The 18,006-nt window shown below is 43.0% G+C and carries 13 protein-coding genes; 8 read left to right on the top strand and 5 right to left on the bottom strand.

All coding sequences use genetic code 11. The annotated features are described in order from the left end of the window. Positions 1 to 52 precede the first annotated feature (52 nt). The 3 genes from soxR (at position 53) to NI389_RS17585 (ending at position 4,409) form a co-directional block, all read left to right on the top strand. The gene (gene soxR, locus NI389_RS17575) at positions 53 to 571 is read left to right on the top strand and encodes a redox-sensitive transcriptional activator SoxR (protein WP_308362699.1); all 519 of its coding nucleotides are present in this window, start codon (positions 53 to 55) and stop codon (positions 569 to 571) included. Further along, a complete protein-coding gene (locus NI389_RS17580; RefSeq protein WP_308362700.1) occupies positions 568 to 2,343 on the top strand; it encodes a DUF885 domain-containing protein in 1,776 nt (591 codons plus the stop codon). The genes soxR and NI389_RS17580 overlap by 4 nt, the downstream gene beginning before the upstream one ends. A gap of 272 nt (positions 2,344 to 2,615) precedes the next feature. Further along, positions 2,616 to 4,409: an ATP-binding protein gene (locus NI389_RS17585; protein WP_308362701.1), complete on the top strand. Its 1,794-nt coding sequence runs from the start codon at positions 2,616 to 2,618 to the stop codon at positions 4,407 to 4,409. On the opposite strand, the gene NI389_RS17590 is transcribed toward NI389_RS17585, so the two are convergent. Then, positions 4,397 to 5,737, bottom strand: a complete 1,341-nt coding sequence (locus NI389_RS17590; RefSeq protein WP_308362702.1) for a S41 family peptidase — start codon at positions 5,735 to 5,737, stop codon at positions 4,397 to 4,399. The two genes, NI389_RS17585 and NI389_RS17590, sit on opposite strands and share 13 nt — an antisense overlap. Before the next feature lie 227 nt (positions 5,738 to 5,964). Between NI389_RS17590 and NI389_RS17595 the strand changes: the two genes are divergently transcribed. The 3 genes from NI389_RS17595 to NI389_RS17605 all read left to right on the top strand — a co-directional run bounded on the left by NI389_RS17595 (position 5,965) and on the right by NI389_RS17605 (position 7,523). Beyond that, the gene (locus NI389_RS17595) at positions 5,965 to 6,303 is read left to right on the top strand and encodes a DMT family transporter (RefSeq protein ID WP_308362703.1); all 339 of its coding nucleotides are present in this window, start codon (positions 5,965 to 5,967) and stop codon (positions 6,301 to 6,303) included. A 4-nt stretch (positions 6,304 to 6,307) separates the two neighbouring features. Further along, a complete protein-coding gene (locus NI389_RS17600; RefSeq protein WP_308362704.1) occupies positions 6,308 to 7,006 on the top strand; it encodes a hypothetical protein in 699 nt (232 codons plus the stop codon). Positions 7,007 to 7,097: 91 nt separating this feature from the next. Beyond that, on the top strand, positions 7,098 to 7,523 hold the full coding sequence (locus tag NI389_RS17605; protein WP_308363477.1) for a hypothetical protein: 426 nt from the start codon (positions 7,098 to 7,100) through the stop codon (positions 7,521 to 7,523). Positions 7,524 to 7,700: 177 nt separating this feature from the next. On the opposite strand, the gene iadA is transcribed toward NI389_RS17605, so the two are convergent. The 3 genes from iadA to NI389_RS17620 all read right to left on the bottom strand — a co-directional run bounded on the left by iadA (position 7,701) and on the right by NI389_RS17620 (position 13,363). Beyond that, on the bottom strand, positions 7,701 to 8,867 hold the full coding sequence (gene iadA, locus NI389_RS17610; protein ID WP_308362705.1) for a beta-aspartyl-peptidase: 1,167 nt from the start codon (positions 8,865 to 8,867) through the stop codon (positions 7,701 to 7,703). A 6-nt stretch (positions 8,868 to 8,873) separates the two neighbouring features. After that, positions 8,874 to 10,280 carry a putative basic amino acid antiporter YfcC gene (gene yfcC, locus NI389_RS17615; RefSeq protein WP_308362706.1) on the bottom strand — a complete coding sequence of 469 codons (1,407 nt, stop codon included), beginning with the start codon at positions 10,278 to 10,280 and terminating at the stop codon, positions 8,874 to 8,876. A gap of 167 nt (positions 10,281 to 10,447) precedes the next feature. Then, positions 10,448 to 13,363 carry a TonB-dependent receptor domain-containing protein gene (locus tag NI389_RS17620; protein ID WP_308362707.1) on the bottom strand — a complete coding sequence of 972 codons (2,916 nt, stop codon included), beginning with the start codon at positions 13,361 to 13,363 and terminating at the stop codon, positions 10,448 to 10,450. A gap of 518 nt (positions 13,364 to 13,881) precedes the next feature. Between NI389_RS17620 and NI389_RS17625 the strand changes: the two genes are divergently transcribed. Next, positions 13,882 to 15,552: a cyanophycinase gene (locus NI389_RS17625; RefSeq protein ID WP_308362708.1), complete on the top strand. Its 1,671-nt coding sequence runs from the start codon at positions 13,882 to 13,884 to the stop codon at positions 15,550 to 15,552. Between the two features lie 376 nt (positions 15,553 to 15,928). Continuing rightward, positions 15,929 to 17,302: a Type 1 glutamine amidotransferase-like domain-containing protein gene (locus NI389_RS17630; protein WP_308362709.1), complete on the top strand. Its 1,374-nt coding sequence runs from the start codon at positions 15,929 to 15,931 to the stop codon at positions 17,300 to 17,302. A gap of 45 nt (positions 17,303 to 17,347) precedes the next feature. Here NI389_RS17630 and NI389_RS17635 read toward each other — a convergent pair whose 3' ends face one another. Next, positions 17,348 to 17,926, bottom strand: coding sequence for a hypothetical protein (locus NI389_RS17635; RefSeq protein ID WP_308362710.1), 579 nt, complete (start codon positions 17,924 to 17,926; stop codon positions 17,348 to 17,350). Positions 17,927 to 18,006: the final 80 nt, after the last annotated feature.

Consider the following 18,006-nt stretch of genomic DNA (forward strand, 5'->3'; position numbering starts at 1 on the left):
AGGTTTGGATAAACTCACAAGCGGCGGTGTATCAATAGGAAAAACGTTTACCATGTCAGATAAACCCATCCTTGAAGCCAATTTAAGCGTTGGCCAAATCGCAAAACGTGCCGCCGTTGCGGTATCCGCTTTGCACTTTTATGAACAAAAAGGCCTCATTCGCAGTTGGCGGAATTCAGGCAATCAACGCCGCTATAAACCCGATGTGTTAAGGCGTATTGCCGTCATAAAAGCCGCACAAAAAATGGGCATTACACTGGAAGAGATTAAAATCACGCTTTCAACATTACCGGAAAACCGTACGCCGACAAAAAAAGACTGGGCACTCATGTCGACGAAGTGGCAAGCGCAACTCGATGAACGGATTGCTTACATGCAACGTGTACGTGATTTGGTTGATGGTTGCATTGGCTGTGGTTGCTTATCGATGACCAGTTGCCCGATGTACAATCCAGATGACATTATGGCAACCGCTGGTGATGGGGCGATATATTTAGAAGCTCCGGACAAAGCCTTAGCCACAAAACTTTGCTATGATAGCGAAAACAAAATAGGAACAAACAACAAATGAAGAAAGCCACGCTCTGTTTGGCGCTTGCCGCGGTACTCGGCCTTGCCGGTTGCCAATCCACTTCAACCGATTCTGCCATGTCTACTTCTGCCTCTTCGGTTACTCAAGATCAGGCTTTTAGCCAGTTCTCAGCGCAATTCATTGAAGATCTTTGGAAACAACACCCTGAAGCTTCCTCATGGGCAGGTTACGGCAAATATGACGACATCATTACCGTTCCAGATGACGCATCACGCGCGAGCAATCGAGCATTTGTTGACGCACAATTGGCCAAATTACGTACCTTCAATTTAGATACATTAAGCAACGCGAACAAAATCGACTATCACTTAATAGAAAACAGCTTGCTTGAGAGCATTTGGGAAGACGAAAAATTTAAATCTTATGAGTGGGACCCTTCGTCATATAACGTAGCATATGGGTTCGCAAATATTCTAAATAGTCGATTCAAATCACTCGATGAAAAATTCAATTTAGTACTCGCAAGACTCCAATATGTTCCAGCGTATTACGCAGCGGCAAAAGCGAACATAAAAAAACCCACTCTTGAATTCACTCAACTGGCCATCGCTCAAAATCAAGGCGCATTTAGCGTTCTAACGGATGAATTGTTGTCTCAACTTGCGGAAACAAAACTCAGCGCAGACGACAAAATGCTATTTAAAACGCGATTTGTAGAGGCAAAGGCCGCCATCAATGATTACATTGATTTTCTGACAAAACTCGAAAGTAACCTTGCCAAAAACGGAGATGCACGCTCCTTCCGTATTGGTGAAGCGCTGTATGAAGAGAAGTTCGCGTTTGATATCCAATCTGGATACACTGCGAAACAGATGTATGAGAAGGCGCTTGCAGACAAAGCGCGAGTAACAGCGGAAATGATCAAAATTACCGATACTCTTTGGTCGAAATATTTCCCGAACACAACTCGCCCAGCAAATGACACTCAAGCTATTTCAAGTTTGATCAAACATTTGTCGGTGCAACACGTAAATCGTAATGATTTTGTTGACGAAATTAAAAAGCAAATTCCAACGCTCGAGAAATTCGTTATCGACAAAGATCTCATCAATCTAGATCCAGAAAAACCGCTTGTGGTGCGTGAGACACCGGAATACATGCGTGGTTTTGCAGGCGCTTCAATTAGTCCTCCAGGCCCATACGACAAAAAAGAAAACACGTATTACAACGTTTCTCCTCTAGATGGTATGAGCGACGAACAAGCTGAATCTTACCTACGCGAATATAACCACTGGATTTTACAGATCCTGAATATTCACGAAGCGGTTCCTGGCCATTACACGCAATTAGTCTATTCAAACGAATCTCCTTCGCTTATCAAAAGCTTGTTCAGTAACGGTGCAATGGTTGAAGGTTGGGCTGTGTACACTGAACGTATGATGCTCGAAGAAGGCTATGGTGATTTTGAGCCCGAAATGTGGCTTATGTATTACAAGTGGAACCTACGCGTTATCTGTAACACGATTCTCGATTACAGCATTCATGTAAATGGAATGACCAAAGAGCAAGGCTTAGACCTACTAATGAATGGCGCATTCCAAGAACAAGCTGAAGCGGAAGGCAAATGGCGCCGTGCCACACTTAGCCAAGTTCAGTTGACGAGCTACTACAGTGGTTACCGTGAAATTTATGATTTCCGTGAATCACAAAAACAAAAGCTCGGCACTGAATTTAACCTAAAGAATTTCCATGAGGAATTCTTAAGCTTTGGCAGTGCCCCAGTTAAATACATCAAACAATTGATGCATTAATCTATTTGTGTGCAAATAACATTGTATTTGCACACTTTCTTTCCCGCCGCTGAGATAGCCTGCTGAATGTGTGTAATAACTAACTTGATGTTAGCTATGAAGAAACGCCAAACCCGATGATGCTTAATGGCAATGACGACACAATCTTTCTCTTTGCAACTTAGGTTAACTAACTAATAAAGTTAATTTTTATGATTTACAAGTGACCTATTGCCATTCAGTGAATTGCGACTAGGCTAACTATTATAGCCTTCTTTAATCTGCGATATTGAATGTCTGAACTTAGGAAACTCGTCTTGTTTGGTTTTCTCGTGATTTTATTCGCGAGCACGGCCACGTTCATTTCGCAAAAATACTACAACTCCGTCGACAGAGATTGGCAAGAGTTTTCTGAAAAGACGGTTAAAGCCTATGTACTCCATGCCACCCTTATTGAAGAGCTTGGTTATGGTGGATTCATACATCATTTTAAAAATTTAGTGCTCAGGCACGACATTGACTACTATGCTCCAAAAGCACAAACAGCCATCGAAAATGCGCTAGCGATAATCAACGAAATGCGTGAGTTAGGTGAATACGACGAGAAAAATACGCAATCGTTAACCGAAACACTAGACCACTATTTGCATAACTTACAAACAGCACAAGCGCTGATTAGTCAAGGAAAACCAATTTCAGATGTTGATAAATTGGTTAAAGTGGACGATACAGCCGCGTCTGCCGCCCTCAATAAATTTAATGAACAGATGAATCAAAAGTTGGCGCTTAAAAAAGAACTCCTTCAAAAGGACTTCAGACGCGCTTTTTACATCCACATTGGCAGCATCTTGCTATTTATCATTACACTCATTGTGTTCATCTACAAAGTGGTGCTCAGCTACCTTGCGCAAAGTCGTTTAGCGAAAGAGGCATTGGCGGCATCGAGAGCAAAGTCCGATTTTTTAGCCAATATGAGCCATGAGATCCGAACACCAATCAACGCCATATTAGGGACATTGCAAATTTTGGATCGCGATTTCCCAGACTCTGACCATAATCCACTCATTAAAAGTACGATATATTCCACCAAGTCTCTCGTGACCATTCTCAATGACATTCTCGACATCACCAAATTCGCCGACAAACAACTCATCATTGAACACGTACCATTTTCGTTACGTCGGATCACTGAATCCATCGAATCAGACTATTTACCAATCGCCATTGAAAAATCAATTCAATTTGAAGTGAATGTTGATCCCGCGCTATTCGACAATCGCTTAGGTGACCCCGTACGAGTCAGGCAAGTGCTTCTAAACTTAGTGTCTAACGCAATTAAATTTACTGAATTTGGCTCTATTGCACTCAACGTATATCGAAAAAGCGAGAATCCAGATGTTGATGTTGTTTTTGAAATAAAAGACACAGGCATTGGCATGAATACAGAGACGCAAACGCGACTGTTCAAACGATTTATACAAGCGGATAGCTCCACAACTCGCCGATATGGAGGATCTGGTCTTGGTTTAGCAATATCCAAATCGCTCGTTGATCTGATGAACGGTACGATACTCGTTCAAAGCAGACCGAATTATGGCACTACAATGACCGTGACCATCCCATTGATCCCGTCTGAGGAAAATCTCAACACGCCCTTACAAAGTGTTTCTCAATACCAACTCGATTTGACTAATCGCATAATTCTAATCGCCGAAGACAACCCGTTAAATGCACTTATTTATCGTTCAATGCTGTCTCCGACTAAAGCGACTATTCAAGTCGCGGAGAATGGTCAGGAAGCCGTCGCGTTATTTGAATCTTTAGACCCAGACATTATCCTAATGGATATCCAAATGCCTGTCATGGATGGCATTGAAGCTTGTAGACGTATCCGAGAAAAAAACGCCTCCATACCAATTATTGCGGTAACGGCCAACGTCATGATGGAAGATATTGAGACATACGAAAAAGAAGGGTTTAATGAACATGTCGCAAAACCGCTTGAATTGGCAATTTTATTAAATACCATTGAACGCTTTCTCACTGGAGGACCTAAACACTCCATCGATAAGCGTCATTCCCTATAAATACCTGCAGCTTCTAGTGCAAACGTCAATATTGTCTCTTTTGAAGCATTATCTTTAACGAAAATATGCGGGGGGATACCTACCAAATCGTAACTTTGGCCTTGCTCATCTACAAACCGTTCATTTGGTAAAGCAAACATCCAACCATTGGGGAGTGTTCTTGGCAACATGTCTGAAAATGCGCCGGCAGTCGCTTCACCGATGCGTACCATTTCACCCGGTCGTTTCATTAAGGCCATGATAAACGTTTCCCCTGCACTCATCGTTTTGCGGTTAGTGAGAAGCACTATTTTGCCCAAAAAACGCGGACCTTTACTAGGTTTAATCCAAGAGGCATGGCTTTTTGACCATTGTGACTCAGCGCGGCTATCTACAATCGCCTGTTTTGAATACGCAAAATACGATGTAGCAGTGAGATGTCCGGCTAATGTTAGCCCCAAAGCATCCGAGCCACCGGTATTGTTGCGCAAATCTAAAATAAGCGTTTTTGTGTGTTTGATGTGCTCAAAAATGGCATTCAAACCATTTTCAAATAGCGTATCAGTGCGCGAGGTTCCTGGTGCGTCGTCGCCAAAATCTGCAAACGCGTTTATGGACAAGTAAGCTACTTCCTCATTCAATATCGCGTATCGAAGTTGATCATTCAGCACGGAATGCACTTCCGAACCGAGTATTTTAGCTAGACTATCGATAGAACGCGCCTGAGTCGAACCGATCGAATCTTCATGCCCAAAGTAATACGCATCAATCTCAGGGGCAACGAGTGCAACATGTGGGTCAGACAACGGGCGCAACAATTGAACCATTTTATCGAACATGGCTTGCTCGTTTCGGGTATCGTTTTGCCACAATCCCCAATCAATTTGCTTGTCTATCGCAAATGCATAATGCTCCTGAAATTGTTCCTTAAAAACCGAGAAGACATCAAGCTTGGAGTCACTATGGCAACGAGTTGGCAATTCGGATATGCGTTTAGCGGACATATAAGTCGACGTATCGGTTCGATGTAAACTGAGCTCGTTCTGCTCATTCCTCAATTCAAGTTGCATCGTCGACTGAATAAAGCCTGGAATACTGACTTCAAATTCACCAACATTGGGTGTAGCTGTTTCAAAAGTTAACGTTCCCGCACTCATTGCACTTTGAACACAAGTGCTTTTAGTGTGCTCGTAAAGTACAACTTGTGAACGGTCGATTTTTATATAGTAACCATACCCAACAGATTCCCATACACCACTAAAAGGATTACTTTGCGCCACAAGAGGGAAGTTGCAACCCATCAATGTGCAAGTAAAAAGAACAATGAGTAGATTTTTCATATTCGTCATGAACATAATTCTTTAAGTTAAACAATACGTCATGAATAACTCTACCATGTTAGTACAATGGAAACAGGCCTAATTAACAGCCCCTTAGCATGGTCTAAATATTCCTAACCAAAAAAGCGACCTTGTTATCTAAAAGCCATTTTGATATCTTGACTCATGAAGTAAGGACGACCTTACCACTCAAGCTCATAGGGGACGGCCCCAACCAGTTTATTTTGGAGGCCGACTTGTCTAGTTACATCTCTCTTTTTCTTGCATCACTCTTTGAAGTACTTTGGGTTTTCTTTCTAGATAAATCCGCTGGGTTTACACGTCTTTCACCCGTCGTCGTGGCACTTTCCTGTATGGCGCTCAGTTTGTTTTTTTTAGCACAAGCAACGAAAACCTTAAGCATGGCATTTGCCTATGCGATGTGGGTAGGCTTGGGCATTTTAGGAACCGCTCTTGTGCAACACTTTATTCAAGACCAACAACTTAAACCGTTTGGTTGGGTTTGTTTGCTCGTAATAACCATTGGCCTCATTGGATTACAGATGAGTCAATCCTCACCCACTCCCTTGGATTAATACAATGCGTAAACACACATTATTTCTGCTTTTAAACGTTTTTTGTCTGAGCGTAGGCAATGCTGAAACGACGAACGTCAACGAAAACCAGAGTCGACATGGCATTCATGGGATGTTGCTCTTTTCGGATGGCGAACAGCTTTATGCCTCACATTTACCGATGTTCCATAAACCACATGATGTTCAGATTATTATGGCTGTCAATGTCGAAGACCAAACGCTAAATTCACAGCTCGTCTCGCAACTTGCAAAGGGAGATTATTGGACTTTAGAACCTGAGCGGTTTGATCTTTCGAAACTTGGCACGAACCAACCTGATGCTATCCACTCTTTTACCGCAGACATCTATGCAAACCACTTCGAACGTGGGGGTACAAAAGAATATGAAGGAAAACAACTCATTGTTACCAAAACAGTTTTCCTCCAAACATTATCTGAACAACCCGCAAAAAACGCTACTTTCTTTCTAGTTAATGAAAAAGAGCGATCAACGTTATACTACTTTCATGCTATAAAAGGTCGACCAGACTTTGACGCGTTAGTCGAGATACAACACGCTGCGTTTGGAAAGCGAACGATCCCAACCGAGTTTGACATTCCAAAGCGACAGGATTTCGCAACGCTTCAAGAAATTGCAAACGCGTTGGCGATTCCAAAAGACGCGATGCGGCTTGTTTATTTTGAAACTGGCGATTTGAAATAAGCATCACAAACATAGGCTCGCTTCGAGTTTAGCTTGCCAGTATTTCGGAATTCCGCTTAAATAGAGGCTCTTCTCTGAAGGACATTACATGATGAGAGCCTTTTTATTCATTGTATTATCCGCCCTATTCAATTCGGCTCAAGCCGATACATTGAAACCATTTACATCAGATGGTTGCAGTATTTTTCCTGATGGTACGCCTGCGCACAAACAGCTTTGGCTTGCTTGCTGTACCGCGCATGATTTCGCATATTGGCAAGGTGGTACGTTTGATGAGCGTCTAAAAGCAGACGAAGCATTAGAGTCTTGTGTGGCACATGTCGGCGAGCCAGAAATAGCAACTCTTATGCTGGCTGGCGTGCGCGTCGGCGGCAGCCCTTATCTCCCGACTTCATTTCGATGGGGTTATGGTTGGACTTACCCCCGTTTATACAAAGCACTCTCTGAAGAAGAAAAATCACAAATCGAGTTGTTACAGCAAACACCACACCTAAACGTGAATAATGGTGAAGAATAACGTTGTCATCTTTGCCAATTAAAGCACTCACGATGAATGAAAGAGCGATCGCACAAGCCGTGTTAAAGAACAAAAGTTCGAACATCAAAAGCCTCTTTTGAGTCCGAAAAAAAGCCCACGATTGTGGGCTTTGATGTGTTTCATCATAATGAAACTACGCTAGTTTAAGGCTTAAGCCTAAGAGAAAAATCCTCGATTTAGCACCTGACCCTCTTTCATAACTCGCTGACCTAAGCACCAAACATCGCTTAATTCAAACGTCGCCATGTTCACTAAAATCAAGTCTGCATCACATCCTTTTGCGATGTGTCCTTTTGGCAATCCTAATATGTGAGCAGGATTCTGTGTCACGCTTCGAATTGCGATTTCAACGGGCACATTAAATTCGACGATAGCTTGTCGCAACGATTGAAATAACGCCTGCTCGTCACCCACCTCAAAACCGACCAACTGATTACGATTATCGTAAATGGGTAAACTCGCATGGCCGTCCGAACTCATGGTTAGCTTATCCACCGGTACGCCTTTTTCAAGGCAATACGCCAAAGCTTCTGCCGCGGCGAGTTCACCATGGGCTAAATCGTAGTCCGTCGTGCTTGCCGTAAAGTCAATGGTTCCACCGAGCTTCGTAAATTCAATCCCTGCAAGCAGGAGGTCTGAATTACGATTAATGTGCGTAGGGTAAAATTGGTCAAGCGGAAGCTCACTCGTTTTCGCCACCTCATGCAATAATGACAGGTGGCCTACACCCGAACCTACATGCACACTTACCGTTCCTCGTTTGTTAGAAAGTAAACCCGCAGTGCGCGCCTCGGCGGCAACTTTAGTTAGTTCATTAATGGTCGGTTGACGACCTCGGTGGTCAGCGATAGCGACTTCTCCAACGCCTATGCACTCTTCAATAAACATCATGTCGTGGCTTATAGATTGGCTTAGCGTTTTTATTGGCACGTGATATGAACCGGTGTGCACGAATGCGTTGAGACCCTCTTGTTTTAGGCCTTTCGCTTTAGCCACTAAATCCGCATGTGTACGACTAATGTCGTCGGTCCCTAATGCACCAACAACGGTAGTGATCCCTGCAGAAAACGCATCTGCTACGTTCATTTCAGGTGTACGAGAAGCAAATCCTGCCTCACCACCTCCACCACTTATGTGCACTAAAGAATCGACCAGCCCTGGGAATAAATAATTACCTTGCGCGTTGACTATTTCGCACTCAACATTAGTTTCAAGCGCGATTGAGTCTTCAATCGCAATCACTTTTCCACCCGCAAGCAACACATCTTTTACTCCAAGTGGAGCTGGCGCAAATACCGTTGCACCTTGAATAATTGTAAGCATAATTCTCTATTGATATTGTATAAACTGAGCAAAAACCATAAACGCAATTGACGCAATAAATAGCATCAGCATTAAGCGCCAAATAACCTTGAACCAATCGCCCCACGCAAGATTGGTGACACCAAGACAACCAATCAAGCTTGCCGATGTGGGGATGATGATATTGGTGAGTCCATCACCTAATTGAAATGCTAAGACCGCCGTTTGTCTAGAAACACCAATCAAGTCAGAAAGTGGTGACATAAGCGGCATTGTAATTGCTGCTTGACCCGAGCCCGAGGAAACAAAAAAGTTAAATGCCGATTGGAAAACGTACATGGCGACGGCGGCTACATAGTCAGGGACTAATGTAATTAACGACGCGCAATCGTACAAAAAGGTATTTAGCATAGAAGGTGAATGGAGATCTGTGCCACCAAGCAATATGACTAACCCTTTGGCTAACCCAACTAAGAGCGCTGCGGGAAGTAATTCCGCGCTACCTTGCTTAAATGCATCGACCGAGTGTTGAACAGTCAATCGCCCACCCAATTTTGCCACAAACGCCACCATCAGACCGAGAACGAAGAATTGGGTCGCAATCTCGGGAATATAATAGCCCTTGACCGTTACACCATATACAACCCAGGCAAGACACAGAGCAAATACGCTTAATATCACCGTATCCAACCTTTGCATTTGAGCGGTCGATGCCGTAGTTGATATATCGCGATGAACTTGTCTAATTCGCTTGGCGTAACGCAAAGTAAACCACAACGCTATCGTATTGAGCACAACGAACGAAACGACTCTCAGCCACGCGCCTGAAAAGAGTGGGAGGTCGGCAATACCTTGCGCAATCGCGATACTAAATGGGTTAATGGGTGAAGTCGCAAACCCAACTTGAGTGGCAACATAGGTAACCAACACCGTCACTGCGGCGTCGTAACCTAACTGTCTGAGAATAGGAAAAAGCACGATACAAAATGCAATGGCTTCTTCACCCATGCCAAAAATCGCGCCTCCTAGGCTAAAAACCAGAAATAGCGCCGGCAGAAATACCCAATCTAACGTTTTGGTCTTATCAATAAGCGCCATCATGCCATTTTCGATAGCGTTGGTCTTCATCACGACACCGAACGCACCACCTGTGATGAGAATAAACGCAACCACGCCAATAGCTGCACCATAACGGTCACCACTGACTAACCCTTCAAATAGAATGTTGAATAAGCCGCGTCCCGACTCTGTGACGAACAAACCGACTGGACTTGGGTTTTCAGCACGGACGAAATCAGAAAGCTGTATTAAACTTCCTTCCGCGTTTGGCGAACTAAATGACCCAGGAATAACAAAATAGGAGGCAATCGTTGTCAGTAGTGCCAAACCTAACAAGATTACGAACGCATCTGGCATTGAAATTGTTTTTTTCATTTTAGACTTTCTTCATTTATTCAGTGTAACGAGTATTTAATGTCACACATTATCATGTACTTATACTCACGAAGTTCAAGTTTCTCCTTGGTAAGCAATACATACCCTAAACGCCTAAAAAGGCCCTAGATTTAGTGTACTAAATGGTCGGGCCCTACTTTGGCAAGTTAAAAACGATAATTCAATCCCACCCGATAGGTCGCACCAAACGCATTATGGTTTATTGAGTCAAAACCTCTTGCCGTGCCATAAACTCTTGGGGGTGCTTTGTCGAACACGTTGTCAATTGCAACGTTAATGTGCAACTGCTCTGAAAGTGATGCCCCCACTCTAATGCCTACGGTTGTCCAGCTTGCTACCTTACGAGCGTCATGTTCATCCAATAAACCCAGACTTTGCAGTTCGTCCATTTCTCGCCCACGCAATCCCTCGATATCATCGTCATATCCATCAATGTAATTGGCAAATACGCTGACATAATAGTCGTTGACGTCATAATTCATCTCAACCCGCGCAATGTTTTCAGGGTATCTAAACGAACCCACCAATTCTTCCTCTGAATCAGAACCCGGCTTGTTACGTTGATAAGCCAAATAATGTGTCATGTCTAGACTGAGTTTGAGCGAGCTTTGGTCAAATCGCCAACGATGGTCGAATTTCAAATCGATCCCTTTGATATCTTGGCTTCCTGTATTTTCTAATTGAATGACATGGTCACGATAAAGCTGCAAACTTTGATTACGCGGGTTAAATTGCGTAACGTAACTTGCTAGTATTTCATTGAGTGCAGCGCCTTGTTGGTCAATTCGCAAACCTCGATTGTCCGTTACCGAACACACATCTTCGCCAAATGAAATGCCCATTTCTCCATCGGGCACAAGACCACAATGCCGCAATGTTGCATCCGAAATGGCTCTTCCAAGCACGGCTGTCATATTGGTATCAATGACATCTGAATAATCGAATTGCCAATAATCAACCGTGAGGGTCGTTTCAGTCGTCGGACTCCAAGCAAATCCAAGCGAAATAGATTCTGATTCCTCTGCATTTAATTGGCTGTTACCTAACTCCAGTGAATTAACCGTTACAAGCGTACCATCACCTTCACAGAACAAATCAGCTACCGCCTGATTGGCACCACAATCAAAGGTTGAGGTTGTCGTCCTCAGCTTTACACCCGCTTGTGTAAGTGACGGTGCACGAAAGGAAGTTGCCCAACCCGCTCGGAATAACATCGTTTCATCTAAGCGATAACTCGCTGAAATCTTTGGATTGAATGTCGACCCAAAATCGTCGTAATGGTCGAAACGACCAGCCACTTGCAACTCTAACGCGTTTGATACTGGGATAAAAAATTCTGAGTACGCGCCGAATTGTGTTCTTTGCGCATTCGCAATACTTGAACCAAATCCAAATACATCCACTAAATAACCGTTGTTTGCATCTGCTACAGCATCTGATGAAGGAATATCGGACAATTTTTCCTTACGCACTTCCAGACCAAATGCTGCGCGAACTTCAATATCATTTACCTCGAAGAGCTCACCACTGATATTAAAATCCGCACCAAACACTTCGCTTTTCCCACTGCGCGAAGGGGTCGCCGCCGCCAATGCAAGTACTGCGTCGTTTTGCGCATCGTTTACTGCAAATGGATTGTAAAATGGCAATAGATTCCCACCATTACACGATGCGACGCCATCAACTAAAGACGCTATCTCACCAGTTGAACACAGTTCACCTGATAGGGCAGCATGAAATTTATAGCGATTGTAAATACCCGCTACCGCTTCTTGCTCTGATTTTGATTGAGAGTAGGTTAAACCTGTTTCGTAGTTCCAATCCCCAAAATACCCTTCCAACGCAACGACGAGTCGTAGGTTCTGCGACTCCACTTCGACCGTTCGTGGTGCATCGAACCGAGCATCAAATGCAAATCCCCAGCTTTCTTGCCCTAGATAGGTTAAAAACGGGTCAATATACAGGGAAGACAACAGTGGATTTTCGCCATTTTCATCGTCAAAAATAAACAGCGCTTCTTCTGAGACAAAGGGGCCTTCAGAATCATCCAGTTGATTAATCGCTGCAGGGCTTGAATAGGCTGTTGACTTAGTTTTACTGTAGAAAAAGTCACTTTTAAGGCGATGCTCTCCAAACATTTGGTTGAACATAAATCCCGTTGAAACACTTTCAAATGGCGGGCTCAATACATCGTCTTCGTTTGGATAATATGCGCAGATATTTTCGCCATACTCCGTTGTTACCAATGCGCTTTTGCAACTTGGGGCTGCGAGTTCATTGCCATCTTTGCTACTGTAATAATAAATGTTTGGTGTATTACTAAGCTTAGGTAAATAAGAATAGCCGTTCACTAAACTTGGGTGACGAGTATACGTCCGGTCGGAGGCATTTAATTGATTACGCTTAAAATAATCCGCAAATACCGTCAAATTTCCACGCCCTAATTCAGTGCCATAAAGTGCATTAAGCTGAATTTTTCCGTCATCTGACTGAGCAAAACTATCACCATAGGAAATATCGAATTCTGCCCCATCATAGTCTTCTTTAAGTATGTAATTAATTACCCCTGCAACTGCATCAGCACCATAAATAGCAGACGCGCCTGTTGCCAAAATCTCGACACGTTCAATCGCAGATAGTGGAATCGCATTGACGTCGACAAAGTTCTGCGTTCCAGCAGCAAAAGAACTTGGTGCCACACGACGACCATTGATGAGCGTTAATGTCGCTGAAGGTCCCATTCCCCTCAAACTTGCTGCTGCTTGCCCCGCAGGTGTGGAAGTCGAGGTACTGCCGCTTTCAGAGGTTGAAAACGTACCACTGCCGCCTTTTACCTGCGATACGGTTTGGAGCAGTTCATAAACGGTATTTGCACCTGTCCGTTTAATCATCTCACTGTCCAAAATCGTTATTGGCTGCGTTCCCTCTAAATCCACCCCTTTAATTCGAGACCCGGTTATCTCAATTTTTTCTGGGACCACTGGCGAGTTGCCTGCATCTGAATTTGCTTGCGCATTCACACTAAATGCGAGCGCTATTGCGACGGATATCTTGTTATACATTGCTTCACCTAACCTGTTTATTTTGGTCGGTGGATGACTTGCGTATATTACAAAGCGCTTGACTCAAACACTCTAAATGACCGAAATATATTACCAACTTTATATTAATATCAAATTTCAGACACAATAAATCACACCTCGAAATGCAAAATACATTTAAAAGCGAATTGAATTTTGAAAATTAAAATAAAATCGACATACGTGTTTCGCATATGAAAATACGAAGTCACATCACCGATGATAATTATTATTTAGATAAAAGAGGTGGCTAATAAAAATAGACTAACCACGGCTATGCCGTGTATCTACTCATTAAACCATTCTGACAGGTAATGAGGTGTGTAGAAGTAATGCGTTAGGGAGTGTGCCTTTTTTAACATTTCTACATTCCAGATGGACTTTGACAATGCAAACTAAAGCATGTTAGTTTGCTCCTGATTGTATTCATTTTTGTTATAGCACAGTATTTTTTATACTGACAAGCGTTATTTTAAATTACCTAATTATGGAACATTTAAATGAATACAATTTCCCGTTGTTATATAACGATCTGTTTTTTTATTGTCTTTTACTCAAGTATTTCTCAAGCACAAGAGCTCATATTGATTGGTGGTGCGCTCAAAACTTGCTCAAGCTTCAGCCCTGACTATTGCCTCGAATCAACCGCTTTCCCAAATGACGCACGTTCAACAACCTTCTTTGAAATTAGCCAGCAATCACTCAACCGACTCGCTCTACGCTGGCCACAGGATAGCCGCAGCCAAGAACTCCTTTCCACATTGAAAGCACTAGAAATCGCTGACTCAACCAAGCGCTATCGCTATACCGACCTTGTTAAGCTTTTAAACACTGAGACACCTAACTTAAAAGCAGCTTTGTCTTCCGAAGAATGGTCGGTATTACTGGACACGTTAGAGGTCTCTCCTTTAGCCGCTAACGGACAACGACAACAAGAAATCGTGCGAGCAAAGCAAACCCGTATTGCTGGCAGTAAAGCAATTCTCGACTACGTATCAAACACCATACGTGCAACACCTACCAAGCAATATCTTGCGATTACCGCATCATCAAGGGATCCGTATGAAGCCTCTGATTTTTATGCCAATTTATTTGACGAATATGGTTTATCTGGCCAATGGCTTGCATTAACACCGGCACTAGCTATGGCCGTAAGCAACGGTAAATGTGATTCACTGCCAGAACTGCGCAAAGAAATGACCCAAAGTGAAACAAGAGAACGTGTTTACCCAGAGCGAATTCGGCAAGAGCAACTGTTGTGCACGGAAGGCATTAGTGCTTTGATTGCAAAAATAAAATCGGTGGACACCGTGATCTTTAACGGAGGCGATCAATCCCTAACAAAACAGGTAATGTATGACCCTTCTGGGCAGGCGTACCCTTGGTTAGACGCTCTGCAATCAAGACCCGTGATTATTGGAACAAGCGCTGGTACAGCAATACAATCTGGAGGGGTGAATCAATTTGGACGAGTTCCGATGATCACCAATGGTACAAGTCAAGCGGCTCTCGACTTCGGAGCGTTTGAGCAAGCGCCACCTGATACTGACTGTGCTGAGTACAATAAGTGTAAAGATGACAAAGCAAACCGAGTAACGTTCGATAGCGTTGGCGGTCTTGGCACTTTTCCCTACGGCATATTGGACACGCACTTCAGCGAACGTAGCCGCACATTTCGGCTTGCAACATTACTGAATAAAACCGGGCAAAAACTCGGTTTCGGCGTCGATGAAACAACCGCCTTGATCACAAAGAAAGGTTATGATGCTGTATCCTTCGATGTTCTGGGCGAACATGGTGTTGTGTTCCTTGAACAACTCACACCGAATCGCTTCCGATATCATTACCTACAACCCCAGGATAAAGCGATACTCAATAAACAAAGCAAGTTGAATGTTACCCTTGCGAAAGCTGTAGATGTTGAAAAAACAAACAATAAGTTTAGCAATGATATTAATGCAATTTTTTCAAAGAACGGATTCAAAAACGTAGTTCAAACTAGCTGTCGCAGTATGGAATCAAAACTTGTCTATCCATTATCACTAAAAGAAAACACGCAGCTTAGCATATTGAAAAAAACGGATAGTAAATGTATTCCGGTTGCTAATGGTGTTTACTCCATAAAAAATATGATTTTTTATTTAGATAGACAATCAAAACGTGAATTTTAAAGCAAATATTTTGAATAAAAAACCACCATCTTATTTTAAAAAAACATAAACGAATAAATATTGATCAAATTGATTTTTTGTGACAGATTTAAAAAACAAACATAACGAACAAACAACATGAACAAAAACCTAGAAATAAGAAAAGCCAACAAAAAACAGGTTTTGGTATTTACCTGTTGCTTTTCTATTTCTAACGTTAATGTCTCACCACTTTTCTACTGCTCTAACAATTACCATCTATCTGAATGGTTCGATGAGTAGCCACATTATTCAAATACCATCTAATTAACTGAGCACAAATTAATCTTGTGCCCTGCGTTAATACTCAAAAAAGTAAAACACGATAAATAGCTAAACAACATCAATGGGAGTTTCCATGAAAACAACTGTTTTCGCGGCATCGCTGTGCGCAATGCTTGCGTCTGTATCCACTCATGCCTGCTTAACCGCAGAAATTGAAAACAATGACCTTGAATCTACTGCTAACCAAGGCTTGTGCTCTGGCGTTTTAATTCAAGGTTCAATTAACTCACGCCAAGACGTAGACTGGTATACCTTTAACGCAATGAGTAATGGCAAAATTACTCTTTCACTTACTCATGCCCAGTCAGACGACTTTGATTGGAGTCTGTTCAAAACAACAGGAAGTGCAGTACTTTCTGGCGCAACGAGTGCCAACCCTGAAATAGGCAACTATCAAGGCGAGAGCGGTGAATACTTTGTCAAAGTAACTCGGTACACTGGCACAGGATGGTACGATTTAACGATCGATTATCCGCAAGACAGCACTACACCACCGGCTTTATGTGAATATGGCGCTCGGCCAACTAAACCGGGGGCATTAAAATCGTTTATCGTTGGTTCCGATAATGATGTGTGCCCGACGCTTAGCAGCGGCGCCGGCGTACTTCTAATGGGTGGTGGGACGGATGTGGATGAGTCCTTTTCAGACCGGGTCAAACCACACATCGATGGAGGTGATGTAGTCGTGCTTCGTACGTCAGGTACAGATGCTTATAACGACTATCTATCGCCTTTGACGGGTGCTGATTCAGTTGAAACGCTTATCGTTGATTCAATCAGTAAAGCCAATTCGGATTACGTTGATTGGGCAATTCGCTCTGCAGAATTCGTTTTTATCGCAGGTGGAGATCAATCTGATTACCTCAATCAATGGCAAGGCACAAAAGTACAAAGTGCGCTTTCACACGTTTATGATAAGCATGGGATCATCGGTGGAACTTCAGCAGGAAATGCAGTTCAAGGCCAATACATCTATGACCCTGATGGTTTGTTGGGAGCCATAAGCGAAGAAGTCGTCACCGATTTTTGCCACGAAACAATTCATATTTCCAGCAACTTTTTGGCAACGCCAATCCTGCAAGGCGTAATCACCGACACCCATTTTAGCGAACGCGATAGAATGGGCCGAATGGCATCATTCTTTGCACACATTAGTTCTCAAAAGTACGCTCTCGGAGTTTCTGAACACACCGCTATGTTCGTAAAAGAAAATGGAGAGTCTGTTATTGATGGCACTGGCAACGTTTATGTACTTGCTAAAGATATGCAAACCCAGTTTCAACAAACAGCCTGTGGAAAACCTCTAATCATCCAGGATTTACTTAACTACCGATTACAATCTGGCGATCAATTCAACCTTTCAACGGGTGAAACAAATGTTTTACCTAGTCGATTAAGTATTGATGGCAACAGCACACTATTTTATAACCCAACCAATCCTTATTAGACTCTATTCGCGACCTAACGTTAACGAGCGAGCCTAGGCTCGCTTTTATCTTAATCGACTTAACCGCGCTTTACGCTCTGCTTCTTCCTTAATTCGAGCTCTTTCTTCAAACACCATCTCTGCCATCGCCATCAGCAGTTCCCCCTCCAATGATTTGTTTGCCGCGATTTGCGATTCGAGCGCTTCAATTTCATCTTGTGGTTCGTTTTGCAGATAAGCGTTTACCGAATGTCCATTCTTATGGGCAGCAATCTCGGGCTTGTCGGGTTCTGAAGCAATATGGACTTTTAAGGCTCTACTAGATTTAGACTGTTTCAACTTGGTTAATTCTTCAAGTTGACGATTGAGTTGTTCACGAACAGCAATCAACGTTTGCTCAAGCTTTTCATAGGCCCGTTTGAAAGAGCGATTTTGCTTCTTGTAGCTATTGGCTTCTTCATCTAAAACAGACAGAGGTGATTCACCTTTTTCTTTATTCGAATTGGGCCGTAGGTGCACTGTTGCTGATTGAACAGCTTCAACATCAGCTTCATTGGTGTGAGCGTTTAGAGAAGGCTCGTGACTCGCGAGTGTTCGATACGTGCTCGTTATTGTGACGACGTGTTTGACAGGGTCGATACTCATATTCAGCTCCTTGAATGTACCGATAAGCGTGTTATCTATATCGGCACACGCTCAACTTGCTTGAGGGTTTTATGTTGAGT

The sequence above is a fragment of the Pseudoalteromonas xiamenensis genome, from assembly GCF_030994125.1.
Lineage (GTDB): Bacteria > Pseudomonadota > Gammaproteobacteria > Enterobacterales > Alteromonadaceae > Pseudoalteromonas > Pseudoalteromonas xiamenensis_B.